We start from the raw sequence: 26,395 nt of genomic DNA, 5'->3' as shown, positions 1-26,395 counted from the left end.
CGTCGGCGGGCCCCGGTCACGTCGCGCGTCGTACGTCCCCCAGACGACAGGGAGCAACCATGCCGTGGCTCATCCCCCAGCAGCCGGGCGCCTCGTTCGAGGCCGCGCTGTTCGACCTCGACGGGGTGCTGACACCCACGGCGGAGGTACACATGGCGGCGTGGAGCCGCATGTTCACCCGCTACTTCGAGTCTCACGGCATCGTCCCTGCGTACACGGATGACGACTACTTCGCCTACGTCGACGGCAAGCCCCGTTACGACGGCGTCGCGTCATGCCTCGCCTCGCGCGGCGTCGAGATCCCGTGGGGTGATCCGAGCGACGCGGCCGGCACGGAGACCGTGTGCGGCCTGGGCAACGCGAAGAACGACGCGTTCCTTGAGGTGCTCCGAGACGAGGGCGTGACGCCGTATCCGGGCTCCGTGGCTCTGCTCGATCACCTCGAGTCGCAGGGCGTCGCGATGGCCGTGGTGTCGTCGTCGCGCAACGCCCCCGAGGTGTTGCGCGCGGCGGGTCTCGCGGACCGCTTCGAGCACGTGGTCTCGGGCGCCGTCGCCGCCGAGCGTGCGCTCGCAGGCAAGCCCGCGCCTGACACGTACCTGTACGGCGCTGAGCTGCTGGGAGTGGACGCGTCCGACGCGGTGGTCGTCGAGGACGCCCTGTCCGGCGTCGCCGCCGGCCACGCGGGCAGCTTCGGGCTGGTGCTGGGAGTGGATCGCGGCGTGGGCGTCGAGGCGCTCCAGATCGCGGGAGCCGACGTGGTCGTTAAGGACCTGAAGGAGACCATCGCACGATGAAGGCCGCCCGACGTCCCCTTGGCGACACGACAGTCCCTGAGCACCTGGACCGCCTGCGCTTCCCAGTCGACCCCTGGCGCCTCGTCGAGACGCACTTCGACGCCTCCGACCTGGGCACCACGGAGACGCTGTTCTCCGTGGGCAACGGGTATCTGGGCCTGCGCGGCAATGTCGAGGAGGGCCATGACGGCCACGCGTTCGGCACGTTCATCAACGGCTTTCACGAGACATGGGACATCAGGCACGCCGAGGAGGCCTACGGCTTCGCGCGCACCGGCCAGACGATCGTCAACGTCCCTGATCCGAAGGTCATCCGGCTGTATGTGGACGATGAGCCGCTGCTGCTGTCAGTGGCAGATCTCATCGACTACTCGCGCACGCTCGACATGCGCGACGGCGTCCTCACACGCGACCTCCTGTGGCGCACCCCTGCGGGCAACCGCGTGCGGGTGCGCTCGCGGCGCATGGTGTCGTTCGCGCAGCGCCACCTCGCGCTCATGCAGTTCGAGGTGACGCTCCTGGACAAGGAGGCGCCGATCGCGATCTCCTCTCAACTGCTGAATCGCTCGGGAGGCGCTGACGAGTACCGCCACGGCGCGAAGGCCACCGGCGGGTTCGACCCGCGCAAGGCGGAGGCGCTCGACGAGCGCGTGCTCGAGCCGCGGCTGCATCACGGCTCCAACGATCGCGTGATGCTCGGCTATCAGACACTGCGCTCGGGCATGACGATCGCGGTGGGCATGGAACACCACGTCGAGACGGACGTCGAGTACGAGCAGTTCACCGAGGTCACGCCCGACCTCGCGAAGCACGTGTTCAGGGCACGGCTTCAGCCGGGTCAGACGTTCGCGCTCACCAAGGTCGTGAGCTTCCACTCGTCGCGCATGGTGCCGCCGCGCGAGCTCGCGGATCGCTGCCACCGCACGCTCGACCGTGTGCGCCAGGAGACGCCCGCGCAGCAGCTCGCGGACCAGCGGCGGTGGCTCGCGGACTTCTGGGAGCGCTCGGACGTGGAGGTCGAGGGTCAGGACGCGCTGCAGCAGGCCATCCGCTTCAACCTGTTCCACCTGGCGCAGGCGGCCGCGCGCGGCGACGGGCTGGGCGTGCCCGCGAAGGGCGTGACGGGCTCGGGGTACGGCGGCCACTACTTCTGGGACACCGAGATCTATGCGGTGCCGTTCTTCGTGTACACGTCCCCACAGATCGCCCGCAACGCGCTGCGTTACCGCTACCGGCTGCTGCCCGCAGCGGAGCGCCGGGCCTCCGAGCTCGCGCAGAATGGCGCGCTGTTCCCGTGGCGCACCATCAATGGCGAGGAAGCCTCGGCGTACTACGCGGCTGGGACCGCGCAGTATCACATCGACGCCGACATCTCCTATGCGGTGAACAAGTATGTGCGCGCGACGGGCGACGACGAGTTCCTGGCCCGCGAGGGGATCGATATCCTCGTCCAGACTGCCCGCATGTGGGCCGATCTGGGCTTCTGGCGGCGCACACGAGACGGCTCTGAGACGTTCCGCATCCACGGCGTGACAGGGCCCGACGAGTACACGACGGTCGTGAACGACAACCTGTACACGAACGTCATGGCGCGCTTCAATCTGCGCTGCGCCGCGGAATCGGTGCGCAAGCTGGCGGCCACGTGGCCCGAGCAGTACGCCGCGATGGTGCACCGGCTCGAGCTGCGCGACGAGGAGATCGACGAGTGGGAGCGCGCGGCCGAGGGCATGGCGATCCTGTGGGACGAGCAGCTCGGCATCCACCCGCAGGACGCGCTGTTCAACGAGCGCGAGCTGTGGGACCTCGAGAACACGCCGCCGGAGAAGCGCCCGCTGCTGCTGCACTTCCACCCGCTGGTGATCTACCGCTTCCAGGTGCTCAAGCAGGCGGACGTGGTGCTGGCGCTGTTCCTGCAGAGCGAGCACTTCACGCCGGCGGAGAAGCGCGCCGACTTCGAGTACTACGACCCGATCACCACGGGCGACTCGACGCTGTCCGGCGTGGTCCAGTCGATCGTGGCGGCCGAGGTGGGCTACCACCAGCTCGCGCTGCGCTACTTCTGGGACTCGCTGTTCGTGGATCTCGCTGATCTGCATGAGAACACCGCTGACGGCATGCACATCGCCTCGACGGGCGGCGTGTGGTCGGCGCTCGTGCACGGCTTCGGAGGCTTCCGCGACTACGGTGACGGCCTCAACTTCGATCCGCGGCTGCCCGAGTCGTGGGAGGCGCTCACGTACCGGATCACGCATCGTGCGACGCGACTGAGGGTCACCGTGCGTGCCGAGGCCGTCGAGTTCGCGATCGAGACCGGCCCCGCGGTGTCGGTGACGGTGCGCGGCGTTCCTCATCTGGTCACGCCATCGCGCCCCACAGTCGTCGAGCTGGCGGATCAGGGTCCGCGCCTGGACGGGTCGCCGGACCCTGCGGCGTTCCACGGCACCGTGCGTGCGGACGGCACGGTGGTGACGACGTCGCTGCCCGCGACCGTCGCGGAGAGCGCTGACCACCTGGACCCGTCCGAGGACTCGGACGAGGATCAGCTGGTCGACTGACGCGCAGCCCACGGGCTGCGCGGTGACGCGTCAGGGGCAGCCGGCCTCGTAGGTGACTTGCGGGGCTCGCCCCACGACGATCTCGAGCGCGCCGCTCTCGGCGTCCACGAGGAATTGGATGCCGTAGCCGTCGTCGTCCACGGCCCACGCGCGCGTGACGTCGTCGTCGAGCGTCCATGGCTCGGTCTGGAGGGCATCTCCGTAGACCGCCGCGATCTCGGCGAGGCTCGAGCCGAGCCCCAGGCCGCCGTCGGTGCGCGGCGTCGGGAGTCCGTCGGACTGCCAGTCGAACACGGCGAACGTGTCCACGGTGCCGTCGAGGCCGCCGCTCTCGGCGAGCGCCGCCATGGAGGACAGCGGGTCGGCGTACGAGAGCGGGAACTCGACGCACGCGGCGGTGCCGTCCACCATCGTGCTGTAGTCGATCGCGGTCAGCTCGGACAGTGCGGCGACGCTCATGCCCACCTCGAACGGCCCGATGCCGTGCGTGGAGATCGTCAGGTCGGCGAGAGTGACGTCGTCGCTCTCGCCCTCAGCCGTCGGCTGGTCTCCCTGCGGTGCCGTGCCCGACTCGGTGGGGGCCGGCGCGGAAGTCTCACCCTCGTCGGGCGTGACCGGGTCGCCATCGCTTGAGCAGGCAGTGAGGGCGAGCGCCGCCGCGAGGGTGGCGGCGAGGGCGGCGTGACGCACGGGGCCTCCTGGGGTCTGGCTGGGGACGTACCGGACCACCGTACGCGTCGCGCCTACGATGGTGGGGCACCGGAGTGCAGGATTCCGGCGCTTCGTCGTGCCCTGGAGGCCTCGCTTGTCGACTCACCCCGTGTCCGTGCCCGCCCTCGCGAGCGCGCTGCCGTCGCTCCCCGTCGTGGACCTGTCGGCCGGTGGCCACCTGCTGGGGCCCGCGGCGGCGGCGCCCGCCATCGTCGCCCAGGCGGCGTCGGGCGACGACGTGAGCCCCGTGCTGGTGGTCACGGCGACCGGCGGTGATGCCGAGCATCTGGCCGCGGCCCTGGGGGCGTACATCGATCCGGCCACGGTGGGTCTGCTGCCGTCGTGGGAGACGCTCCCGCATGAGCGGTTGAGCCCACGCTCCGACACCGTCGCGCGCAGGCTCGCGACGCTGCGCCGGCTGGTGCACCCCGAGGAGGTGGCGAGCGAGACGGGGCTGCCACGCCTCGCCGTAGTGGTCGCGCCGCTGCGCGCCGTCCTGCAGCCGCTCGTGCCGCACTTGGCGGACCTCACTCCGGTGCGCGTGCACGTGGGCGACCGGCTCGATCTCACGGATCTGGTGGAGGCGCTCGCGGGCGCTGCGTACACGCGCGTGGACATGGTGGAGCGGCGCGGGGAGTTCGCGGTGCGCGGCGGCATCGTCGACGTGTTCGCGCCCACCGACCCTCACCCGGTGCGCATCGAGTTCTTCGGCGACGAGATCGATTCGCTGCGATCTTTCTCCGTCGCCGACCAGCGCTCGCTCGAGGACGTGCCGCTGCTGTGGGCGCCGCCGTGCCGGGAGCTGCTGCTCACGGAGGACGTGAAGCGCCGTGCGGCCTCGCTCATCGACGACTACCCGGCGGCCTCTGACATGCTCGCGCGGCTCGCTGACGGCCACGCCGTCGAGGGCATGGAGTCGCTCATCCCGGTGCTGCTGGACCGGCTCGAGCCGCTCACGGACGTCCTTCCGCGCGGCACTCGCGTGCTTGCGGTGGAGCCTGAGCGTCTCGCGCGCCGCGCGGAGGATCTGCAGCGCACCGCGCAGGAGTTCTTGGCGGCGGCCTGGGTGTCGGCGGGTGCGGGCGCCGACGCGCCCGTGGAGGCCGACGCTGCGTTCCTCACGCTCGAGGAGCTCGAGGAGGGCGTCGAGTCGCGGGGCCTCGCGTGGTCCACGCTGGGTCCGTTCGGCGCGCACGGCGCTGCGGAGACCGGCATCGGCCCGGCCGAGGAGTTCCGCGGACGCCTCTCCGAGGGCCTGTCGTGGCTGCGCGGTCGGGTGCACGACAGCTGGCGCGTGGTGCTCGCCGCGGCGTCGACCGGCTCGGCGCACCGCATCGCGGAGCAGCTCGCGGAGGCCGAGGTTCCGGCCCGCGTGGTCGCGTCGCTCGGCGATGCGCCCGACGCCGTGGTCGCCGTCGTGCCCGGCATCACCGGGCGCGGCTACGAGGTGGCGGACGCGCGGTTCGTGCTGCTGCACGAGTCGGACCTCACCGGTCGCGCCGCGACGGCGGCCGGCCCCAAGGTGAAGGTCGCGAGCCGCAGGCGCGCCCAGGTGGACCCGCTGCAGCTGCGCCCAGGCGACTTCGTCGTCCACGAGGCCCACGGCGTCGGGCGCTTCGTGGAGCTCGCCAAGCGGACCGTGCGGGGCGTCGAGCGCGAATACCTGGTCATCGAGTACGCGCCCTCGAAGAAGGGCGGGCCGGGGGACCGGCTGTCAGTGCCCACGGACCAGCTGGACCAGGTCACCAAGTACGTGGGCGGCGAGACCCCCAGCGTGAACCGGATGGGCGGCGCGGACTGGGCGAAGACCAAGGGCAGGGCGCGCAAGGCCGTCAAGGAGATCGCGGCCGAACTCATCCGTCTGTACAGCGCGCGCATGGCGTCGCAGGGGCGCGAGTACGGCGATGACACTCCGTGGCAGCGCGAGCTCGAGGAGTCCTTCCCGTTCGTGGAGACCCCGGATCAGCTCACCACGATCGACGAGGTCAAGGCTGACATGGAGCGGTCCGTGCCGATGGACCGGCTCGTGTGCGGCGATGTCGGCTTCGGCAAGACCGAGGTCGCGGTGCGTGCGGCCTTCAAGGCGATCCAGGACGGCGCCCAGGTGGCACTCCTGTGCCCCACGACGCTGCTCGTCAAGCAGCACCTCGACACGTTCACGGAGCGGTTCGCGCAGTTCCCGGTCAAGGTCGCGGCGCTGTCGCGCTTCCAGACGGACAAGGAGGCCAAGGAGATCCTCGAGGGGTTGGCCGACGGGACGATCGACATGGTGATCGGCACGCACCGCCTCATCACCGGCACGGTGCGCTTCAAGGACCTCGGGCTGCTGATCATCGACGAGGAGCAGCGCTTCGGCGTGGAGCACAAGGAGACGCTCAAGGCCATGCGCACCGACGTGGACGTGCTCGCGATGTCGGCGACGCCGATTCCGCGCACGCTCGAGATGGCGGTGACGGGCATCCGTGAGATGTCCACGCTCGCCACGCCGCCGGAGGAGCGTCACCCGATCCTCACGTACGTCGGGCCCCACGAGGACGCGCAGGTGATCGCTGCGATCCGGCGTGAGCTGCTGCGCGACGGCCAGGTGTTCTACATCCACAACGCGGTGAAGTCGATCGACGCGGCCGCGCGCAAGCTCGGTGACCTGGTGCCTGAGGCGCGCATCGCCGTCGCACACGGGCAGATGAGCGAGAAGCAGCTCGAGCAGGTGATCGTCGACTACTACGACAAGAAGTACGACGTGCTGGTGTGCACCACGATCGTCGAGACCGGCCTGGACATCTCCAATGCGAACACGCTCATCGTCGAGCGTGCCGATGCGTTCGGGCTGTCCCAGCTGCACCAATTGCGCGGCCGCGTGGGGCGTGCGCGAGAGCGCGCCTACGCGTATTTCCTCTATCCGCCGTCCAAGGCGCTCACGGAGACCGCGCACGATCGGCTGCAGACGATCGCCGCCAACACCGACCTCGGCTCCGGCATGGCCGTCGCGCTCAAGGACCTCGAGATTCGCGGCGCGGGCAACCTGCTGGGCGGCGAGCAGTCGGGCCACATCGAGGGCGTGGGCTTCGACCTGTATATCCGCATGGTCGGCGAGGCGGTCGCGGGCTTCCGTGGGGAGGCGGAGGAGAAGCCGCCCGTCACGATCGAGCTGCCGATCGACGCGCACATCCCTACGGCCTACATCGAGCACGAGCGGCTGCGCCTCGAGGCGTACCGCAAGATCGCCGACGCCTCCGACGAGGCGACCCTCGCCGAGATCGAGGAGGAACTCGACGATCGCTATGGCACCGTGCCGGAGCCTGTCGCGAACCTCATGGCGGTGGCGCGCCTGCGCCTCACGCTGCGCGAGCGGGGCGTGGCCGATGTGGTGAATCAGGGGAGATTCGTGAGGTTCTCGCCCGTCGAGCTGCCCGACTCGGCCGCGATGAGGCTCACGCGCCTGTACCCGGGCACCATGATCAAGCCCGCCGTGCGACAGGTCCTCGTCCCGACGCCGACGACCGCGCGCGTCGGAGGTCGGCCCCTCGAAGGGCTGCCTGTGCTCGACTGGGTGCGCGAGGTTCTGGCCTCGTTCGGCCCTGTCGGGGCCGTCGGCGAGCGCCGTTAGGATGAGGCCCATGGTCTCCGTGAAGCGCCGTCTCATCGCCGCCGTCGCCGTCGCCGCCTCCCTCGCGCTCAGTGCGTGCGCGCCCGGGAACGGGGTCGTGGCCCAGGGTGCTGGCGTGAGCGTCACCACCGCAGATGTCTCCCACTTCTCCGACGGCCTCGACGGCCTCGCCGTCGTCGCGGATCAGGGGTGGGCGCTGACGCTCGCGGTCATCGAGGACGCGGTTGTGACCGAGGCGTCCGACGCGGGGTACGCGTGGAGCGATGACGAGCTCGCCGAGGATGTCGCGGGCTGGTTCTCCGCGATCGGTTACGAGCCCGCGGTGCCCGATGAGGCGGTGTTCGACGCGATCCGCACCGCGAAGTCGCTCGGCTACCTCGCCTCGACCGAGGACGGCTCGGCCTTCATCGCCGAGCTCGCCGCGGAGCTCGAGACCGACCTGGACACCTCGCCGCGCTACGGCGACTTCAGCGCGCAGCTGTTCCTCGACTCCGTGACCTCTGCCGCGCAGACCGCCGAGGAGAACGTGAACTCGATCGGCTCGTCGGTGTACGTGGTGTTCGTCGCCGTCTCGGGCTACGACCTCACGACGGCGCCCGCGTGGTTCGGCGCGCCGAACGCCGGACCTGCCCCGGCCGATGGCTCCGAGCCCGACGCGTCGGTGACCGAATAGGTCTCCGGGCCACACGCGTGCAGGGGAGCGAGCTCAAGCGGCTGGTCGAGGTCATCGACACCCTCCGCTCGGCGAGCGGGTGCCCGTGGTACCACGAGCAGACTCACGTCAGTCTCGCGCCGTACGTGATCGAGGAGGCGCATGAGCTCGTCGAGGCGATCGAGGCCGGCGACGGCCCCGAGATGCTCGGCGAGCTGGGTGATGTGCTGCTGCAGGTCGTGCTCCATTCCCGCCTCGCGCAGGAGGACGCCGATGCGCCGTTCGGGCTCGAGGACGTGGCCCGCGCCAGCGCGGACAAGCTGATCGAGCGCAATCCCCATGTCTTCGGCGACGCGACCGTCGCCGATGCCGACGAGGTGCGGGCGCGGTACGAGGCGGTGAAGGCTCGCACCATGAGCCGAGCCTCTGTGCTCGATGGAGTCCCGGTCGCGCTGCCTGCGCTGCAGCGCGCGCAGAAAGTGCTCGGGCGAGCGGAGCGCGCGGGCGTGGCGCATGCGTCCGTCGACGGCATCGGTGGGGAGCTGTTGGCGCTCGTCGCGCGTGCACGCGCCGAGGGGATCGACGCAGAGGCCGCGCTGCGCGACGCCGTCAGGGCCGTCGAGGCCGACGTGCGAGGAGCCGAGAGCGACGTCACCCGACGTTCATCCCGTAGGACCTAGGACCGCGCGTGCGCCACGGCTCACGTCGCTAGACTCGTTCGAGGACCACATCCAACGGCCGCTCACGCGGCGGAGAGAAGGAGCAACATGGCCAGCATTGAGGCCGTAGGCGCCCGCGAGATTCTGGATTCGCGCGGCAACCCGACCGTCGAGGTCGAGGTCGCACTCGAGGACGGCACGTTCGCTCGTGCCGCCGTCCCGTCCGGCGCGTCCACCGGCGCGTTCGAGGCCGTCGAGCGCCGTGACGGCGACAAGGGCCGTTACCTGGGCAAGGGCGTCGAGCAGGCCGTGGACGCGGTCATCGACGTCATCGCCCCCGAGGTCGTCGGCCTCGAGGCCACGGACCAGCGTCTGATCGACCAGGTCATGCTCGACCTGGACGGCACCGACAACAAGGGCAAGCTCGGCGCGAACGCCATCCTCGGCGTCTCGCTCGCGGTCGCCAAGGCTGCGGCCGACTCGGCCGACCTCGCCCTGTTCAAGTACGTGGGCGGCCCGAACGCGCACGTCCTGCCCGTGCCGATGATGAACATCCTCAACGGCGGCTCGCACGCCGACTCGAACGTTGACATCCAGGAGTTCATGATCGCTCCCGTCGGCGCCCCCACGTTCCGTGAGGCGCTGCGCATGGGTGCCGAGGTCTACCACTCCCTCAAGTCCGTGCTCAAGGAGCGCGGCCTTGCCACGGGCCTGGGCGACGAGGGCGGCTTCGCCCCGAACCTCGGCTCGAACCGTGAGGCGCTCGACCTGATCCTCGTCGCGATCGAGAAGGCCGGCTACGTGCCCGGCGACGACGTGGCGCTTGCGCTCGACGTCGCGGCCACCGAGTTCTTCAAGGACGGCGCGTACCAGTGGGAGGGCGGTCAGAAGACCCCCGCCGAGATGATCGAGTTCTACGAGGGCCTGGTCAACGACTACCCGCTGGTGTCCATCGAGGACCCGCTGTCCGAGGACGAGTGGGAGTCCTGGAGCGACCTCGTCGCGAAGGTCGGCGACAAGACCCAGATCGTCGGCGACGACCTGTTCGTCACCAACCCGGTGCGCCTCAAGAGGGGCATCGAGGAGGCAGCCGCGAACGCGCTGCTCGTCAAGCTGAACCAGATCGGCACCCTGTCCGAGACCTCGGACGCTGTGCAGATGGCGCAGCGCGCGGGCTTCGCGGCCATGGTGTCGCACCGTTCGGGTGAGACCGAGGACGTCACCATCGCCGACCTGTCCGTCGCGTACAACGCAGGCCAGATCAAGACCGGTGCCCCCGCCCGCGGCGAGCGCATCAACAAGTACAACCAGCTGCTGCGCATCGAGGAGGAGCTGGACGACGCCGCGGTGTACGCCGGCAAGTCCGCCTTCCCGCGCCGCTACGGCAACGCGTAAGGCCCGCCGCCCGGCAGACGCCGGGTGAGCACACGAAGGGCGCATCCCCTCAGGGGGGTGCGCCCTTCGTGCCGTCCAGCCGCGGCGAATCCCGCGACGCGCCCCGTCGCCCGCGTCACCCGTGGGCCTCGGGGCCTGACAATGGACGGCATGAGTGCGCCCTCCCGCCCCGGTGCGCCGCGATCCGGTCCGCCGGTGCGGCGCTCTGCGGGCTCGGCGTCGCGACGCTCGGGCCGTGCCACCCCCGACCGGGGCGCCGCCTCGGGCACGCCCCGCCCCGCCGCGCCACGCGCTGGCGCGAAGCCCGTGTCCCGCCCGGCGGGGCCGGCCCCTGCATCGGCGTCGCGCCAGGGCCCGTCCTCGGGAGCGCATCGGACTGTGCGAGCAGGCAGCACGAGGCCCGGTGGTCCGTCGCCCGCCCGCCCGACGCGCGCCCCCCGGCGCATCGAGGGCTCGGGGCGTCGCGGGTCGCTCGCAGGCATGTTCACATGGCGCACGGGCGTGCTCGCGATCGTGATCGCCTTGGCGATCGCCGTCGTCGTGCCCAGCGTGCGCGTCTACATCGCGCAGCAGCAGACCCTCGCCGAGCTGCGCCAGGATCGGGACGCGGCGCAGGCCGAGGTCGACGATCTCACTGCCGACGTGGAGCGGTGGAACGATCCCGCGTTCGTCATCGCGCAGGCGCGCGAGCGCTTCCAACTGGTGTTTCCCGGCGAGACGGCGTATACGGTGATCGACCCCGAGCTCGGCGCCACCCACGCGGAGGGTTCGCCCGCGGCCGCGCGTCTGCCCCAGAACCAGGAGGCGGGCGCGTGGTACGACCAGCTGTGGGCCTCGATCGACGAGGCGGGCAACGGCGAGGACATCCCCGTGCCGGTGCAGACCGAGGAGTCCGCGCCCATCGAGGACGACGGCCCTTCGACGACCGTAGACTTGGGCGGGTGAATCCCGAGGTCTCCGCATCCGACATCGCCGTGCTGCGCGCGCAGCTGGGCCGCGAGCCGCGCGGGCTCGTCGCGATCGCCGCGCGCTGCGCGTGCGGCAACCCGACGGTCGTCAAGACCTCGCCACGCCTGCCCGACGGCACGCCATTCCCCACGCTCTACTACTTGACGCACCCCGGTGCCGTCGGTGCCGTGTCGACACTCGAGGCCGTGGGCACGATGCGCGAGATGCAGGCGCGGCTCGGGGAGGATCCCGCACTTGCCGCCGCCTACCGCGCGGCGCACGAGCGCTATCTCGAGGAGCGCGTCGCGATCGAGGACGTGCCAGAGATCTCCGGGATCTCTGCGGGTGGCATGCCCGACCGCGTCAAGTGCCTCCATGTGCTCGTCGGCCACGCGCTCGCCGCCGGCCCAGGCGTGAATCCCTTGGGCGACGAGGCCCTCGCGCTCATCGCCGAGTCGTGGAGGCCGGACCGCTGCACGTGCGCGGCCATCGAGGAGTGAGCCGGATCACCTCTCGGGGGGCGCGGGAGCCTCGCGCGCGAGTCGAGCGTTGTCCTCAATGCCGGGGGCGGTGTGGAGATGTCACATGGCGGACATCTGAGAGCCGTAGTATCTCGCCTGGGCTGATCGAAGAGGAGCTCGCATGGCGACGCCACGCGCGACCGTGATGCATGCCGCGCGCCACGCGCGGCCGCTTGCCGTGCTCACCGGTCTCGTCATCGGTCTCGTGCTCGCGGTCCTGCCCGTCTACGGGCTCTGGCGCGCGATCGCAGCCGAGGGTGCGAACGGCAACTACATGCTCATCATCGGCGGATGCCTCGCGGGGCTGGTCGCCGCCGGCACCGCAGCGGTCCTCATCGCGCGTCGCGGACATGAGCCCGTTCCGGGGCCCGTCGAGCTGGAGCGCCGTCCCGACCGCATCGTCCTGTCGCTGCCGCCGCATCAGGAGTCCGATGCGCGCCTGGTGGGCGCGACGTGGCGCCTGGAGGTCCCTGCGGGAGGGCTTCTCGAGCTCGACGCGCAGGCCCGGCCGCACGGCATCTATCCGGTGCGCAGGCATGCGTGGCATTGCGAGGGTCGCACGCTCGAGTTCTCCATGCCGCTCGACTCGCGCACGCTGTCGATCGAGCCTCTGGTGGAGGCGTGCCGCGCGCTGGACGTGCGAGTGACGATCGCGGGTGACTGGCTCGACTGCATCGATGCGCCATCCACCGCGATCGCCGACGAGGACGCGGACGCACGCTGAGACCGGGGCCGGGCGCCGCAGCCGTGACCCGCGGCTACGCTGGGCACATGACGCGTGTGGCTGGCATCGACTGCGGAACGAACTCCATCCGTCTGCTCATCGCGGACGTGGACCTCGAGGCGGGAACGCTCACTGACGTGACCCGCCAGATGACGGTCGTGCGGCTGGGGCAGGGCGTGGATCGCACCGGCGAGTTCGCGGCCGAGGCGCTCGAGCGCACGTTCGCCGCGACCGACGACTATGCGGCTCAGTGCCGCGAGGCCGGTGTCCAGGCGATCCGCTTCGTGGCCACCTCCGCGACGCGTGACGCCCGCAACCGCGACGTGTTCCTCGACGGTGTGCGCGAGCGCCTGGGAGTCACGCCCGAAGTCATCACGGGAGACGAGGAGGCGCGCCTGAGCTTCCGCGGAGCGACCTCGGTGCTGGATGCGAGCCACGACGCGCCCTACCTCGTGGTCGACCTGGGGGGCGGCTCCACCGAGGTCGTGCTGGGCACGGCCGAGCCCGACGCCGCGCACTCCATGGACGTGGGATGCGTGCGCATGACCGAGCGTCACCTCGTGTCAGACCCGCCGGAGCCGGATGAGATCGCCGCCGCGACCGCGGACATCCACGAGGCGATCGACGTCGCGTTCGAGGGCGTGCCGATCGAGCGCACGCGCACCCTTGTGGGGCTCGCGGGCTCGATCACGACCGTCACGGCGCATGCGCTCGGGCTTCACGCGTACGACAGGGACCGCATCAACGGCGCGGTGCTGCCGATCGACCTGGCGATCCAGGCGTGCGACGAGCTGCTGCACTCCTCCCGCGACTCACGTGCGGCGATGGGCTTCATGCACCCTGGGCGCGTAGACGTGATCGGCGCCGGCGCCTTGGTGTGGCGCACCCTCATGGGGCGCGTGCGCGAGGCCGTGCATGCGGCGGGCGGCGAGCTCCCACACGTCGTGACCAGCGAGCACGACATCCTCGATGGCATCGCCTTCTCGGCAGCCGAGCGGTTATAGGGGCGCGCGGCCCCCGTAGCCCAACTGGCAGAGGCAGCCGGCTTAAACCCGGCCCAGTGCGGGTTCGAACCCCGCCGGGGGCACCTTGCCGCGCGGCGGGGGCACGCTCGCGATCCGCAGGACGTGCCGGATCGTAAGGCGGTCCGTGGCGGTTCGTGCACGAACCGCCACGGACAATGGTTCCCCCGCCGTCGCGCTAAAGCAGCTCCCTGAGCGCAGGGTTGGCGGCGGCGCGGACTGCCGAGCGCGCATCGGCGGCTGAGCGTGCCGACCGTGCGATCGCTGCCAACTCCTTGCACTGCTCCACGGAGTGGAGTGACAGTGCGAGCCGCACCGCAGGCACCTTCGACGGTGCCATGGACAGGCTGGCGACGCCCAGGCCGACGAGCACGAGGGAAAGGAGCGGGTCGCCGGCGCTCTCGCCGCACACGCCGACCGGGGTGTCGTGCGCGGCACCGCCACTGCACGCGGCGGCGACGACGTCGATGACGGCGGGCTGCCACGGGTCGAGCAGGTCTGACAGTTCGCCCGCCATGCGGTCGGTGGCCATCGTGTACTGGGCGAGATCGTTCGTGCCGATCGACGCGAAGTCCACCTCGGAGAGCACGTGCTCGGACCGCAGCGCCGCAGCGGGCACCTCGATCATCACGCCAGCCTTCTTGAGACCGGCGGCACGCGCGCGCCCCGCGAACCACGCGGCCTCCTCGGCAGTGGAGACCATGGGCGCCATCACGCGTGCGTCGGCCCCGGTCGCCTCGGCTGCTGCTGCGATCGCCTTGAGCTGTGTGTCGAGCAGCTGAGGGAGTGCCTGCGAGAGCCGCAAGCCGCGGCGCCCGAGTGCGGGGTTCTCCTCCTCGCCGAGGTCGGCGAAGGCGAGCGGCTTGTCGGCACCGGCGTCGAGGGTGCGGACCACCACGCGTCGGCCTTCGAAGGGGGCGAACACCTTGGTGTAGATGTCCGTCTGCTCCTCGAGCGTCGGCGCGGCGGTGGCGGACAGGAACACGAACTCGGTCCGGAACAGCCCGACTCCCTCGAGGTCCTGCGGGCCTGCTTCCTCGGCGTCCTGGACCCCGCCGATGTTGGCGAGCAGCGGTACGTGGTGGCCGTCCGCGGTGACGCCAGGTCCCGACGAAGCGGCGAGAGCGGTGGCTCGCTTCTCGCGGCGCACCCGCTGCTGTTCGAGCAGCTCGGGGTCCGGGTCGATCGCGACCTCGCCTGCGTCCCCATCGACTGCGACGAGCGTGCCTGTGGGGATGTCCGTGGCGCCGTGCACCTGCACGACTGCGGGGATGCCCCGCTGGGCGGCGAGGATCGCGGTGTGACTGGTGCGGCCACCTGCTTGAGTGACGATCGCGACCGCGAGGTCGCGGTCGAGCGTGGCGGTATCGGCGGGGGCGAGGTCGAGTGCGACGATCACGCTCGGCTCGGTCAGGGGAGGCACTCCGGGTGCGGGGAGTCCTAGAGCGGCGGCGACTGCTCGGGCGCCGACGTCCCGCAGGTCGGCGACGCGCTCGGCGAAGTAGCCACCGAGCGCCTCGAACTGCGCGGTGTACTCCTCGACGGCCGCCGCGATGGCGGTCGCGGGGCCGTCTCCTGCCTTGAGCCGGTTGCCCGCCCCCTGGTGAAGGCCAGCGTTGCGCGCCATCATCGCGGTCGCGGTGAGGATGGGGACGGCGTGCTCGTCCGCGGTGGCGGCGCGAGACTCCAGCTCGACCGCCACCGCCTCGAACGACTCGAGCACATGCTGGAGCGCGGCGTCGACGTCAGCCGGCGTGGGCTCGTCCATAGGCGGCTGGACCGGAGGTGCGACCTGGACCACGGGTCCGGAGGCCGAACCGCCGCTCACGCCGATGCCATGTCGGGTCTCATGCTCGGACATGGCGGCTACTGCGCGTCGAGGTCGCGCTCGAGCAATGCCACGAGTTCGTCGAGGACGGTGTCTGCGCCGTCACCGTCAGCGGTCAGCTCGACCTCCTCGCCGTGCTTGGCGCCGAGCGCCATCACGCCGAGGATGCTGCCCGCATCCACGGCGGGCGATCCGGGTCGCCCGATGGTGACAGGCATTCCGGCGGCCTGAACCTTGCTGACGAACAGTTGTGCGGGGCGGGCGTGGAGTCCGACGGACGAGCCGATCGCAACGGTGCGTGCAGGCATGGTGCGTCTCCTTTCCAGAGAGTGTCAGGCAGTCGTGGCCACGGCGTCGACCGTGGCGAGCTTGGTGTCGCGCGACTTCAGCAGCAGCACGATGCTGGCCGTGATGGCCACACCGATCGCCAGCGCGAGCAGGAACAGTAGGAAGTTGCCGATGAGCGGCAGCACCCAGATCCCTCCGTGGGGCGCACGGAGCGTGGTGCCGAAGACCATGGCGAGTCCACCTGTGACGGCGGAACCGACCACGGAGGAGGCGATCACTCGGAAGGGATCTGCGGCGGCAAAGGGGATCGCGCCTTCGGAGATGAAGGACGCTCCGAGCAGCCAGGCTGCCTTGCCGTTCTCGCGCTCGGGCTCCGAGAAGAGCCTGGGGCGGAGTGCGGTCGCGAGGGCCATCGCGAGCGGGGCGACCATTCCGGCAGCCATGACGGCGGCCATGATCTTCAGCTGGGGTGCGTCGGTGACCGCGCCTGCTGCGGCGAGTCCGGTCGTCGCGAAGGTGTAGGCGACCTTGTTCACGGGGCCGCCCAGATCGAAGCCCATCATTGCGCCGAGAATGGCGCCCAGGGCGAACGCCGAGCCGCCGGACAGGCTGGTGAGCCAGTCATTGAGGCCGTCGAAGGCGACCTGGATCGGGCGGCCGAGGACGGTGATGAACAGGCCTACCGTGATGAACGAGGACAGCATCGGGATGACGACGACGGGCATGATGCCTCGCACGCCCTTGGCGACCGGCCAGGAGGCGATCCACCTGGCGGTGATGCCGCCCAGGAGGCCGGTGACGATACCACCGAGGAAGCCTGCGCCCATGGTCGCGGCGACGGAGCCGCCGACGATGCCGGGCACCAGGCCGGGACGATCGGCGATCGCGAAGGCGATGAAGCCCGACAGGATCGGCACGAGGAAGCCGAAGGATGCGCCTCCGATGACGAACAGCAGTGCCGCCCACGCGGTGAGCGAGGTGACGTCGAAGTTCTGTGCGATGTTGTACTCGTCGCCGGACGTGAGGTTGTAGTTCACGATCTCGATTGCGCCGTTCTCACCCAGCGACACCTGCGCGAGCATGAACGAGAGGGCGATGAGGATTCCGCCGGCCGCAACGAACGGGATCATGTAGGAGACGCCGGTCATGAGCCACTGGCGGATACGCGTGCCGATGCCTGCGGTGTCGTCAACCTTGGAGGTAAGGCCGCCCGAGCTTGCCGCGGGTGCCGCTGCTGCTGCCTTGGAGGGATCGGCCTTCCACTCGGCAGCCATGGAGACGGCCTGCTCCACGAGAGCGGGGCCGTCGGAGATCGCCTTCTTCACGCCGACGTCGACGGTCGGCTTGCCTGCGAAGCGGTCGCGGCCCTTGACCTCCACGTCGTGGGCGAAGATCACCGCGTCCGCCTCAGCGATCTGTTGGGCGGAGAGGCCCTTGGCTCCCACCGACCCCTGGGTCTCGACTGCGATGGTGTGCCCTGCGTCGGCCGCGGCGCGCTCGAGCGCCTCAGCGGCCATGTAGGTGTGCGCGATTCCCGTGGGGCATGAGGTGACCCCAACGAGCTTGAGGGAGGCTGCGGGCGCGACCTGCTCGACCGTGGCCTCGGCCGCAGCGTCGGGAGCGGCGGCCGGGACGACGTCGCCGATCTCCGCCTCGACGAGCGCCACCACCTCTTCAGGGGTCTTGGCGGCGGCGAGGCCTTCCGTGAACTCTGGCTTCATGAGCGCGCGAGCGAGTGCGGGCAGCACCTGCATGTGCGCGTCGCCGCCGCCTTCGGGCGCCGCGATGAGGAACACGAGCTTCGCCGGGCCGTCGGGAGCGCCCCAGTCGATGCCGTCGGCGACGCGGCCGAACGCGAGCGACGGCTGCGCGATGCCCGCCGAGCGCGCGTGAGGGATGGCGATCCCGCCAGGGAGGCCGGTCGCCATCGTCTCCTCGCGGGTGGTGACGTCCTTCAGAAAGGCGTCGAGATCGGTGCAGCGGCCGGTGTCGACCAGCGTCTGGGCGAGCGCGCGCGTCGCCTCGGCGCGGTCTGCGGCCTTCAGGTCGAGCACGACCTGTGAGGTGGTGATCAGAAACATGGTGTGGAGTGCCTTCCGGGTGCGTCAGTGCCCCAGCTCAAGAGAGAGCGGGAGCTCGGGTGAGAGGGTGGGGGCGACACGGCGGACATCGTCCGGCGTGGGGACGGAGCTGCCCGGGAGCGCCACAGCGGCGGATCCCCAGGCGACACCTCCGACGAGAGCCTCACTGATCGGCAGGTCCGATGCGAGGCCGTGCAGGAGGCCAGCGAGCATGCAGTCGCCGGCCCCGACGGTGGAGACAGGAGTGGTAATCGTGGCGCGAGCGTGCACAGCTTCGTCCTTGGTGGCGAGGAGGGCTCCGTCAGATCCGAGGCTGACTGCGACGATCTGGATGCCGGACGACACGAGCTCGCGTGCGGCGGCGAGTACGTCGCTCAAGGTCGGAAGCTGGTGTCCGACGAGTTCCGCGAGCTCCTCGTGGTTGGGCTTGATGAGGTTCGGTCTCGTCTCGACCGCGGCGCGCAACGGGAGCCCCGACGAGTCGACTGCGAAGCGCGCGCCGCGGGCGCGCACTCGATCGGCGAGGGCCGCGTAGATGTCGGTCGAAACTCCGGGGGGCAGGCTTCCGCACACGGCGACCCAGGCGGCGCCGTTCGCGGCGGTGAGGGTCGCATCGACCATCGCCTGTGCCTCTGACGTGGACAGCACAGGTCCGGGCTCGTTGAGCTTGGTGGTGGTGCCGCAGGGCTCGAGCACAGACACGTTCATGCGGATCGCGCCGGAGATCGGCACGTCGCGATGGTTGACCCCGGTCTCTCCGAGCAGGTCCGCAAGCAGGTGCCCCTGGTGCCCACCGACGGGGACGACGGCGACCGTCTCGGCATCGTTGGCGGCGAGCGCGCGCGAGACGTTCACCCCTTTGCCTCCGGCGTCGAGTCGTGCGTCGATTGCGCGCAACACCCCTCCGCGCTTGAATGAGTCGAGCACAACTGCGTGGTCCACGCTCGGGTTGGGAGTCAGGGTCACGATCATGCTTTCATCACCTGGGCCCGGCACTCGGCGCCACGGTTTTCAAGCGCGGTGAGATCGCGGCGCACCGCTTCCGAAGCAAATCCCAGGAGTCTTGGCAGCGCGGACTCGTCGACGTAGCCCTCCCGGCGCGTCTCGTCGAGGATGCGCTGCTGTCGCGCCGTTGCGTACATGGACGGCGTTGTCCTCTCGTGGTGTCGATCGACTCTGATAGTCGCATCGAATCACGGAAACGGGCGCAAAGCAACTCAAACAAAGGTCTGGATAAGTCTGTTTGTGTCAGGTTTGTTGGTGAACCGCTCGACGGGTCCACATCGACGGGGGCGCGGAGTACTACACGCCCCCTATCCTTCTCGCGGACGATCCCCTCAGGTGCGCCTTCGTGCGTACACTCTTCGCACACCCCACTGAGCCAGGAGGATCTTCGTGGCCAACCCGTTCTTCACGCAGTCCAAGGAGTTCACGCCCGAGGCGCTGCAGCGCCAGGGCGCGGCCGATGCCGCGTCGATGGAGGCGACGTTCGACCTGCCAGCCGCGCAGCCGCAGCAGATCGGCCGCATGACGTACGAGGGCACCACTGCCAAGACCTTCGGCGCGTTGATCCTGCTGGGTCTCGCCGCCGCGGTCGGTTGGATGTTCCCGAACACGCTGCTGATGATCGGGGCCGCGATCGCCGGCTTCGTCGTGGCGATGATCGCGGCATTCCGTCACAAGGGCTCGGCCCCGCTGACGCTGCTGTACGCGGCGCTCGAGGGAGTGTTCCTCGGAGGCTTCACGCACTGGGTCGAGGTCGCGCTCGACGTTCCCGGCGCGGGCCTGCAGGCGCTGCTCGCCACGGGCGTGACGTTCGGCGTCGCGCTGTGGCTGTACCGCTCCGGCAAGGTTCGTTACACGCCCAAGTTCCAGAAGTTCCTCATGATCGGCCTGGTCTCGTACCTGGTGTTCTCGCTCGTGAACGTGGGCGTCATGCTCTTCACGAGCGGAGGCGGCGCGTGGGGCCTGCGCAGCGACGTCGAGCTGTTCGGCATCCCGCTCGGCATCCTCGTCGGCATCTTCGCCGTGGTGCTCGCGACCATGTCGCTCATCGCTGACTTCGACTTCATCGAGCGCGGCGTCAAGGCACAGGCTCCCGACCACCTCGAGTGGAAGGGTGCGTTCGGCCTCCTCGTGACACTTGTGTGGCTGTACACCGAGTTCCTGCGTCTGATCGCGATCTTCAACCAGCGCTGAGCCGCTGACGACGAAGCCCCCGGCGCCTCGCGGCGCCGGGGGCTTCGTCATGTCGCAGCGGGGCCCGCGTCAGCCTCAGGCGTACGAGACCTGGCAGAAGCCGTGGTTGCAGTACCCGCCCGGGTTCTTGTGCAGGTATCCCTGGTGATAGTCCTCGGCGTAGTAGAAGACGCCGTCGCCCGCCTCGGAGGCGAGCGTGATCTGCGTGCTGATCGGCCCGAACCCCTTGTCCGTGAGGAGCGCCTGGTAGCGGTCGCGCGAGGCTTCCGCCGCTGCGAGCTGCTCCGGCGTCGTGGCGAAGATCGCCGAGCGGTACTGCGTGCCGATGTCGCCGCCCTGACGGTTGGGCGTCGTCGGGTCGTGGTTCTCCCAGAACGCCGCGAACAGGTCGTCCAGGCTCACCTTCGCGGGGTCGTAAACCACCTGCACAGTCTCCGCGTGGCCCGTCTGCGCGGTGCACGTCTCCTGATACGTGGGGTTGCGGGTCCAGCCTCCCATGTAGCCGACGGCGGTCGAGTAGACGCCGTCGGTCTGCCAGAAGATCCGCTCGGATCCCCAGAAGCAGCCCATCCCGACGTACAGCACCTCATGGCCCTCGGGCCAGGGGCCCTTGAGCGGCGTGCCGAGCACGACGTGGCGCTCCGCGATCTGCATCTCGACGTCGCGGCCGGGCATGGCCTCGTCCGCGGCGATCATGGTCGTCTTCGACAGTCCGAACATCGATGGTGCTCCTCTCCGCTGGCACAACGCCCCCCGGGCGCGGTCTGTTCCGCAGCGGTGCGACGCTACCGCATGCGGGTTCCGTGGCCGCGTCGGTGCCCGGCGCTAGGCTCGACCCATGGCTGACCAGGAGACCGAGGCGCCCCGCTCGCACGTGCACTACACGCGCGGACACGACGTGGTGGAGGACGTCCCCACGTGGCTGCGGCTCTCGGCGGCGTGGGCATGGCGCCTGATCGTCGTCGGCATCATCGTCGCGGCCCTCGGGTCGCTCTTCATGCAGGTGTCGTCGCTGTTCATCCCCGTGATCATCGCGCTGTTCATCACGGCGCCGCTTGGGACGCTCGTGGACCGGCTCGAGCGTTGGCACCTGCCGCGGGGCCTGGGCGCGCTGGTCGCGATCCTCCTGCTGATCATCGTCGTGGCGGGGCTCATGACTCTCGCCGGAGCGGAGATCGCCGCCGGCTTCGATGACCTGAGGGTCGCGGCGCTGCAGGGCTTCAACGAGCTTGTCACGTGGCTCGCGGAGGGGCCGCTGCACGTGAGCGCCGACCAGCTCGAGAATGCCCGCCAGACGGTCATGGACTACCTCCAGGGCAACGCTGCGGGACTCGCGTCGGGGGCGCTGTCGATCACGGGCACGGTCACGGGCCTGATCGCTGGCATCGCGATCGCCCTGCTGACGCTGTTCTTCTTCCTGCGCGACGGCGAGGGCATGTGGCGGTGGGCGGTGGGGCTGCTCCCTGACCGCAACGTTGACAGCGTGGACCGTGCGGGCAGGGGCGCATGGCTGACGCTGCGGCGCTACACCCAGACGACGGTGTTCGTGGCCTTCGTCGACGCCGTGGGCATCGGGCTGGGCGCGTGGATCCTGGGAGTGCCGCTCGCGCTGCCGATCGGCATCCTGGTCTTCCTGTTCTCGTTCATTCCGCTGTTCGGTGCGACGATCTCGGGCATCATCGCGGTGCTCGTCGCACTCGTGGACGGGGGCACGGTCACGGCGCTGTGGATGGTCGGCATCGTCCTGCTCGTGCAGCAGATCGAGGGAAACGTCCTTTACCCGTGGCTGTTCGGCAAGGTGGCGTCGCTGCACCCGCTCGTGATCCTCATCACGGTGTCGGTGGGCACGATCACGCTGGGCCTCGTGGGCGCGGTAATCGCGGTGCCGATCGTCTCGTTCTTCGTCGCGTTCGGCCGCGGTCTGCACGCCGAGCTGAGCGAGCCGCCGCCGCTGACCACTGGTCAGCTGCCCGTCATCGCGCAGCGTTCCAAGGATGCCCTGCTGCGCGCGAAGGATCGCATGACGCACACGTCGCAGATCCGCGTGCGCGGCCGCGGGTCGGCGCAGGGCAGCGCGGACGATGCGCCTGCGCGAGGCGCCGAGGATTCCGCGGGACCTGAGCCGACCGAGGGCACCATCCGCGTGCGGCGACCGCGTGAGGATGAGCCGCGCGACTAGCCATGCAGTGCGACTACTTCGACGCGGGCGTGTGCCGCTCGTGCGCGTTGCTCGAGACGCCCTACGCGCGCCAGCTCGCCGACAAGGAGGACCACGTGCGCGAGGTGCTCGCGCACGTGGCGGGCGACGCGCGCTGGCTCCCGCCGGTGGCGAGCGCAGAGCAGGGCTTCCGCACCAAGGCCAAGATGGTGGTCGCGGGCACCGTCGACGCGCCGACGCTCGGGATCCTCGACGGCGCAGGCGCGGGCGTGGATCTCCAGGGCTGCTCGCTGTATCCCCCTGAGCTGAGCGCGGCGTTCGCGCCGCTCGCAGAGTTCATCACCCGCGCGCGGCTCGAGCCGTACGACGTGCCCGCGCGCCGAGGCGAACTCAAGCAGGTGATCGTGACGGTCTCGCCCGATTCCGAGCTGATGGTGCGCTTCGTCATGCGCTCGACCGAGGCGCTGGCGCGGCTGCGCAAGCACCTCCCGTGGCTGCGCGAGCGCGTGCCCGCGCTGCGGGTCGCCTCGTTGAACGTGCTCCCCGAGCATGCCGCAGTGATGGAGGGGGAGCGGGAGATCCCGCTCACGCCCGAGGAGTCGCTCCCGATGCGCATCGCAGGCACGACGCTGCACCTGCGCCCGCAGAGCTTCTTCCAGACCAACACCGAGGTGGCCCAGAAGCTCTACCTGCAGGCTCGCGAGTGGATCGACGCGGAGAGCCCTCGCAGCGTGTGGGATCTCTACTGCGGCGTGGGGGGCTTCGCGCTGCAGGCTGTCGCGCCCGGCAGGGACGTGCTCGGCATCGAGGTGGCACCGCAGGCGATCACGTCCGCCCAGGCGACCGTGAGAGAGATGGCGGACGCGGGAGTCGCGGGCGCCGGGGGCGTGCGCTTCGAGGTCGGCGACGCCACCGCGCACCCGTCGCTGTGGCGATCCGAGCCGGACCTGGCAATCGTGAACCCGCCACGCCGTGGCATCGGGCCCGAGCTCGCGACGCGGCTCGAGCGGTCGGAGATCCCGACGGTGATCTACTCGAGCTGCCACGCGGAGTCGCTTGCGCGCGACCTCGCGCTCATGCCGTCGCTACGACCCGTCGAGGCGCGACTGCTGGACATGTTCCCGCACACCTCGCACTACGAGGTCGCGGTGCTGCTGCGGCGCGCGTGACGCGACCGCGTCAGCCGGCGAAAGGCTCCGAGGAGATGACCTTCACGGGGATGTCCTTGCCGTTGGGCGCGGTGTAGGTGGTCTCGTCGCCGGGGTGCTTGCCGAGCAGCGCCGCGCCGAGCGGCGACTGCGCTGAGAACACGTCGATGTCGGTGCCGCCCGCAACCTCGCGCGAGCCGACCAGGAAGCGCATCTCGCGTCCGGCGACCTCGGCGACCACGACGGTGCCGGACGCGATGCCGGCGTCGTGCGAGGCCTCGCCCACGGTGGCGTCACGGAGCAGCACGCGCAGCTGCTCGATGCGCGCCTCCTGCTTCGCCTGCTCCTCGCGTGCCGCGTGGTAGCCGCCGTTCTCCTTGAGGTCGCCCTCCTGGCGGCGCTCGTCGATCTCCTTGGCGATCTCGACGCGGCCCACGTTGACGAGGTGGTCGTACTCGGCCTGCAGGCGGTCGTAGGCCTCCTGGGTCAGCCAGGTTCCGGTCGTCTCGGTCACGGTGCTCCTCCTTGTGGACAAGATCAGCCAGGGTAGCAAGACGCACCCCAGAAGTGAAAGCGCGTGGTGGGCTTCCGCTGAGCGTGGCCAGGGAGAGCGGTCAGTCTTCGAGCGCCGTGCAGCCGACGACAGTGGCCGTGGTCGCGCGCTCAGTCGTGGCGATGAGGGTCTCGATCCGCTGCTCCGCGCCATCGGCACGGGCCACGTGCACGGTCACGACGCCCACCTCGGTGTAGCTCTCGTTGAGGGCTCGCACGAGGCATTCCGCGTCGGCGTCCGTGTACAGGAAGGCGTCGAACGTCGCCTCGATCTGCGAGTCGTCGATCACGTCGAACCCGACCTCGCGCCAGCGCACGGACTCGGCCTGAGCCGCGGCGAACGCGTATGTCGCGACTGCGCCCACGAGCGCGACGAGGCCCGCGATGGTCCACGCCCAGCCCTTGCGGCTCAACTGCGGCAGCGCCCCTGAGCGCTCGGACTCCAGCGGGCCGTCAGCCTCGCGCATGCGCGCGTCGTCGTGCGTGGACGAGGGGTCGGGTGCGCTGCTCACATGAGGCAGGATAGTCGCTGGACGAAAGGACCTGTCGTGACGGACTTCACCGGTGGACCCGGCTTCCTCGCATTCGTGTTCACCTTCGCGCTCGCGCTCGCGGCGGTGCTGCTGTCGCGTTCGCTGACGAAGCACATCCGCAAGGTGAAGGCGGACGAGCGTCGCCAGGCCGAGGAGTCTGCGCGCGCGGCGAAGGGGTCCGACGCTGTGGTCGGGTCGGATGCGGACGCCACCGGGCAGTCAGGGGATGAGCCGGGCGCCGACGACGGCGACCCGAAGGCCTGACCCCCCGTCGGGCAGGCGCGTAGCGGTCGGCGCGAGAGTGCGCGGCTAGTTGGCGGCGTAGATCGCCATCGAAGCCGCGATGTAGTGGCACGTGAAGCCGGCGATCGTGAGCGCGTGGAAGATCTCGTGGAACCCGAAGTACCGGGCCGACTTGCCGGGCCACTTGAAGCCGTAGATCACTGCGCCCACCGTGTAGCACAGGCCACCGGCGATGATCAGCGTGACGACTGCGGCGCCGCCCGCCTCATAGAACGGGCCGATGAAGCCGATCGCGACCCATCCGAGCGCGACGTAGATCGGTACGTACACCCATCTGGGCGCGGTGAGCCACAGGATGCGTGAGAGCAGTCCCAGCAGCGCGCCCGCCCACACGACGACGAGCACCACGACGCGCGTCCTGCCGTCGAGCAGCATCACGGTCAGCGGCGTGTACGTGCCGGCGATGATGAGGAAGATGTTGGCGTGGTCCATGCGCCGCAGGACGGCCTGCGCCTTCGGCGACCAGTTGCCGCGGTGATAGACGGCGGACGTGCCGAAGAGCATCACCGCAGTGAGCGTGAAGATCGCCGACGAGATGCGGCCCTCGAGCGTGGGAGCGAAGACCACCAGCACCATGCCAGCGATGAGTACCAGGGGTGCCGCGCCCAGGTGCAGCCAACCGCGCAGCATGGGCTTGCCGATCGTAGGGAGGTTCTCATCCATGACCCTACGGTACCGTAGGTTAGCGGTGCGGGTTAGTCTGGTTTCGCGCCTGAGGCGCACTCCCGAACCCGGAAGGACGTCGATGGGCCTGCGCAGCGTGCTGTACGGCGTATATGAGCGCCAGCTCGCGGCGACCCTGCAGGGCGCGGCCAGCCCCCGGCACATCGGCGTCATCCTCGACGGCAACCGGCGCTGGGCGAAGACCATCGGCGCGCCCGCCTCGCACGGGCATCAGAAGGGCGCCGACAAGATCACCGAGGTGCTCGAGTGGTCCCAGGAGGCCGGCGTCGAGGTCGTGACGCTGTGGCTCCTGTCCACCGACAACCTGGACCGTTCGCCCGACGAGCTCGCGCCGCTCCTGGAGATCATCTGCGGCGCGGTCGAGCACCTCGCAGACGACGGCCGGTGGCGGCTGCGTCACGTGGGCGACGCGACGCTGCTGCCGTCCGACGCGGCGGCGAGGCTCGCAGAGGCCGTCGACAGGACGTCTGACGCGACAGGCATGCACGTCAACGTCGCGGTGGGCTACGGCGGTCGCCACGAGATCGCGGACGCGGTGCGCTCCTTCCTGCGCTCGGGCATCGACGCCGGCCACTCCCTCGAGGAGGTCGCGGACACCATCTCGGTCGAGCACATCGCCGACCACCTCTACACCAAGGGCCAGCCGGACCCGGACCTCGTGATCCGCACGTCGGGCGAGCAGCGGCTCTCGGGCTTCCTCATGTGGCAGAGCGCGCACACCGAGTTCTACTTCTGCGAGGCCTACTGGCCCGCGTTCCGCAAGGTCGACTTCCTGCGCGCCCTGCGAGACTTCGCGCTGCGCGAGCGGCGCCTCGGCCGCTGAGGCCCGCCACCGCGTCGGACCGGCGCGGAGGTTACGGGCAGATGTCCAGCGGCGTGTCGGCGACCGGGGGCCGTATGACAGCGGCGTAGTTTCGAAGGCGTGGTAGCACTCCACCGTCGTGTGACACCGTCACCGACCTGACCGACCGCCGTAGGGCGGCTGGCGCCCTGCGGCCAAATACGCTGGGAGCCCCTGTGACCACCACCC

Annotated in this window: 25 protein-coding genes and 1 tRNA gene; 16 read left to right on the top strand and 10 right to left on the bottom strand. The window is 70.2% G+C overall.

Annotation, left to right across the window (positions count from 1 at the left end; translation table 11 throughout):
- The first annotated feature begins 59 nt into the window (after positions 1-59).
- Together B7K21_RS08970 and B7K21_RS08965 are read left to right on the top strand one after the other, a co-directional pair.
- A complete protein-coding gene (locus tag B7K21_RS08970) occupies positions 60-797 on the top strand; it encodes an HAD family phosphatase (RefSeq protein WP_084075102.1) in 738 nt (245 codons plus the stop codon).
- The gene (locus B7K21_RS08965) at positions 794-3,352 is read left to right on the top strand and encodes a glycoside hydrolase family 65 protein (RefSeq protein WP_084075101.1); all 2,559 of its coding nucleotides are present in this window, start codon (positions 794-796) and stop codon (positions 3,350-3,352) included. The genes B7K21_RS08970 and B7K21_RS08965 overlap by 4 nt, the downstream gene beginning before the upstream one ends.
- A gap of 30 nt (positions 3,353-3,382) precedes the next feature.
- Here B7K21_RS08965 and B7K21_RS08960 read toward each other — a convergent pair whose 3' ends face one another.
- A complete protein-coding gene (locus B7K21_RS08960; protein WP_084075100.1) occupies positions 3,383-4,042 on the bottom strand; it encodes a hypothetical protein in 660 nt (219 codons plus the stop codon).
- A 130-nt stretch (positions 4,043-4,172) separates the two neighbouring features.
- Between B7K21_RS08960 and mfd the strand changes: the two genes are divergently transcribed.
- The 9 genes from mfd to B7K21_RS08915 all read left to right on the top strand — a co-directional run bounded on the left by mfd (position 4,173) and on the right by B7K21_RS08915 (position 13,656).
- Positions 4,173-7,670 carry a transcription-repair coupling factor gene (gene mfd / locus B7K21_RS08955; RefSeq protein ID WP_234989260.1) on the top strand — a complete coding sequence of 1,166 codons (3,498 nt, stop codon included), beginning with the start codon at positions 4,173-4,175 and terminating at the stop codon, positions 7,668-7,670.
- A gap of 10 nt (positions 7,671-7,680) precedes the next feature.
- On the top strand, positions 7,681-8,343 hold the full coding sequence (locus tag B7K21_RS08950; RefSeq protein WP_084075098.1) for a hypothetical protein: 663 nt from the start codon (positions 7,681-7,683) through the stop codon (positions 8,341-8,343).
- 17 nt (positions 8,344-8,360) lie between these two features.
- Complete coding sequence (locus B7K21_RS08945; RefSeq protein WP_234989259.1) at positions 8,361-9,002, top strand: MazG family protein; 642 nt, start codon at positions 8,361-8,363, stop codon at positions 9,000-9,002.
- Between the two features lie 87 nt (positions 9,003-9,089).
- The gene (gene eno / locus B7K21_RS08940) at positions 9,090-10,376 is read left to right on the top strand and encodes a phosphopyruvate hydratase (protein ID WP_084075097.1); all 1,287 of its coding nucleotides are present in this window, start codon (positions 9,090-9,092) and stop codon (positions 10,374-10,376) included.
- 480 nt (positions 10,377-10,856) lie between these two features.
- Positions 10,857-11,321, top strand: coding sequence for a septum formation initiator family protein (locus tag B7K21_RS12600; RefSeq protein ID WP_159448464.1), 465 nt, complete (start codon positions 10,857-10,859; stop codon positions 11,319-11,321).
- Positions 11,318-11,824 (top strand): DUF501 domain-containing protein, encoded by a 507-nt coding sequence (locus B7K21_RS08930; protein WP_084075095.1) that lies wholly within the window; start codon positions 11,318-11,320, stop codon positions 11,822-11,824. Before B7K21_RS12600 ends, B7K21_RS08930 begins: the two co-directional genes overlap by 4 nt.
- Before the next feature lie 142 nt (positions 11,825-11,966).
- Positions 11,967-12,569, top strand: coding sequence for a hypothetical protein (locus B7K21_RS08925; RefSeq protein ID WP_084075094.1), 603 nt, complete (start codon positions 11,967-11,969; stop codon positions 12,567-12,569).
- A 47-nt stretch (positions 12,570-12,616) separates the two neighbouring features.
- The gene (locus tag B7K21_RS08920; RefSeq protein WP_084075093.1) at positions 12,617-13,573 is read left to right on the top strand and encodes an exopolyphosphatase; all 957 of its coding nucleotides are present in this window, start codon (positions 12,617-12,619) and stop codon (positions 13,571-13,573) included.
- A 9-nt stretch (positions 13,574-13,582) separates the two neighbouring features.
- A tRNA-Leu gene (locus tag B7K21_RS08915) sits at positions 13,583-13,656 on the top strand.
- 113 nt (positions 13,657-13,769) lie between these two features.
- Here B7K21_RS08915 and ptsP read toward each other — a convergent pair.
- The 5 genes from ptsP to B7K21_RS08890 are packed head-to-tail and all read right to left on the bottom strand — an operon-like array spanning position 13,770 to position 18,930.
- On the bottom strand, positions 13,770-15,452 hold the full coding sequence (gene ptsP / locus B7K21_RS08910) for a phosphoenolpyruvate--protein phosphotransferase (RefSeq protein WP_084075092.1): 1,683 nt from the start codon (positions 15,450-15,452) through the stop codon (positions 13,770-13,772).
- A gap of 5 nt (positions 15,453-15,457) precedes the next feature.
- On the bottom strand, positions 15,458-15,727 hold the full coding sequence (locus B7K21_RS08905; RefSeq protein WP_084075091.1) for an HPr family phosphocarrier protein: 270 nt from the start codon (positions 15,725-15,727) through the stop codon (positions 15,458-15,460).
- 24 nt (positions 15,728-15,751) lie between these two features.
- Positions 15,752-17,788, bottom strand: a complete 2,037-nt coding sequence (locus B7K21_RS08900; RefSeq protein ID WP_084075090.1) for a fructose-specific PTS transporter subunit EIIC — start codon at positions 17,786-17,788, stop codon at positions 15,752-15,754.
- A gap of 24 nt (positions 17,789-17,812) precedes the next feature.
- Positions 17,813-18,760, bottom strand: a complete 948-nt coding sequence (gene pfkB / locus B7K21_RS08895) for a 1-phosphofructokinase (protein ID WP_084075089.1) — start codon at positions 18,758-18,760, stop codon at positions 17,813-17,815.
- Positions 18,757-18,930, bottom strand: coding sequence for a DeoR family transcriptional regulator (locus B7K21_RS08890; protein ID WP_084075088.1), 174 nt, complete (start codon positions 18,928-18,930; stop codon positions 18,757-18,759). The genes pfkB and B7K21_RS08890 overlap by 4 nt, the downstream gene beginning before the upstream one ends.
- A gap of 253 nt (positions 18,931-19,183) precedes the next feature.
- Between B7K21_RS08890 and B7K21_RS08885 the strand changes: the two genes are divergently transcribed.
- Positions 19,184-19,987: a Bax inhibitor-1/YccA family protein gene (locus tag B7K21_RS08885; protein WP_159448463.1), complete on the top strand. Its 804-nt coding sequence runs from the start codon at positions 19,184-19,186 to the stop codon at positions 19,985-19,987.
- Between the two features lie 75 nt (positions 19,988-20,062).
- Here B7K21_RS08885 and msrA read toward each other — a convergent pair whose 3' ends face one another.
- Entirely contained in the window at positions 20,063-20,707 is a 645-nt protein-coding gene (msrA, locus tag B7K21_RS08880) for a peptide-methionine (S)-S-oxide reductase MsrA (protein WP_084075086.1), read from the bottom strand.
- 118 nt (positions 20,708-20,825) lie between these two features.
- On the opposite strand from msrA, the gene B7K21_RS08875 reads away from it, so the two are divergent.
- Positions 20,826-22,166, top strand: a complete 1,341-nt coding sequence (locus B7K21_RS08875; protein WP_084075085.1) for an AI-2E family transporter — start codon at positions 20,826-20,828, stop codon at positions 22,164-22,166.
- A gap of 2 nt (positions 22,167-22,168) precedes the next feature.
- Complete coding sequence (rlmC, locus tag B7K21_RS08870) at positions 22,169-23,314, top strand: 23S rRNA (uracil(747)-C(5))-methyltransferase RlmC (protein ID WP_084075084.1); 1,146 nt, start codon at positions 22,169-22,171, stop codon at positions 23,312-23,314.
- Between the two features lie 10 nt (positions 23,315-23,324).
- Here rlmC and greA read toward each other — a convergent pair whose 3' ends face one another.
- Positions 23,325-23,807, bottom strand: a complete 483-nt coding sequence (greA, locus tag B7K21_RS08865; protein ID WP_234989258.1) for a transcription elongation factor GreA — start codon at positions 23,805-23,807, stop codon at positions 23,325-23,327.
- Between the two features lie 100 nt (positions 23,808-23,907).
- The gene (locus B7K21_RS08860) at positions 23,908-24,357 is read right to left on the bottom strand and encodes a DUF4307 domain-containing protein (RefSeq protein ID WP_144016151.1); all 450 of its coding nucleotides are present in this window, start codon (positions 24,355-24,357) and stop codon (positions 23,908-23,910) included.
- A 36-nt stretch (positions 24,358-24,393) separates the two neighbouring features.
- On the opposite strand from B7K21_RS08860, the gene B7K21_RS08855 reads away from it, so the two are divergent.
- Positions 24,394-24,642, top strand: a complete 249-nt coding sequence (locus B7K21_RS08855; protein ID WP_084075082.1) for a hypothetical protein — start codon at positions 24,394-24,396, stop codon at positions 24,640-24,642.
- A gap of 45 nt (positions 24,643-24,687) precedes the next feature.
- On the opposite strand, the gene B7K21_RS08850 is transcribed toward B7K21_RS08855, so the two are convergent.
- Positions 24,688-25,344, bottom strand: a complete 657-nt coding sequence (locus B7K21_RS08850) for a hemolysin III family protein (protein ID WP_084075081.1) — start codon at positions 25,342-25,344, stop codon at positions 24,688-24,690.
- Positions 25,345-25,426: 82 nt separating this feature from the next.
- Between B7K21_RS08850 and B7K21_RS08845 the strand changes: the two genes are divergently transcribed.
- Complete coding sequence (locus tag B7K21_RS08845; RefSeq protein WP_084075080.1) at positions 25,427-26,188, top strand: isoprenyl transferase; 762 nt, start codon at positions 25,427-25,429, stop codon at positions 26,186-26,188.
- Positions 26,189-26,395 lie beyond the last annotated feature (207 nt).

The organism is Demequina sp. NBRC 110052, assembly GCF_002090075.1.
Classification (GTDB): domain Bacteria; phylum Actinomycetota; class Actinomycetes; order Actinomycetales; family Demequinaceae; genus Demequina.
The sequence above is the reverse complement of the archived record's forward strand: the minus strand, read 5'-3'. Positions and strand labels throughout refer to the sequence as shown.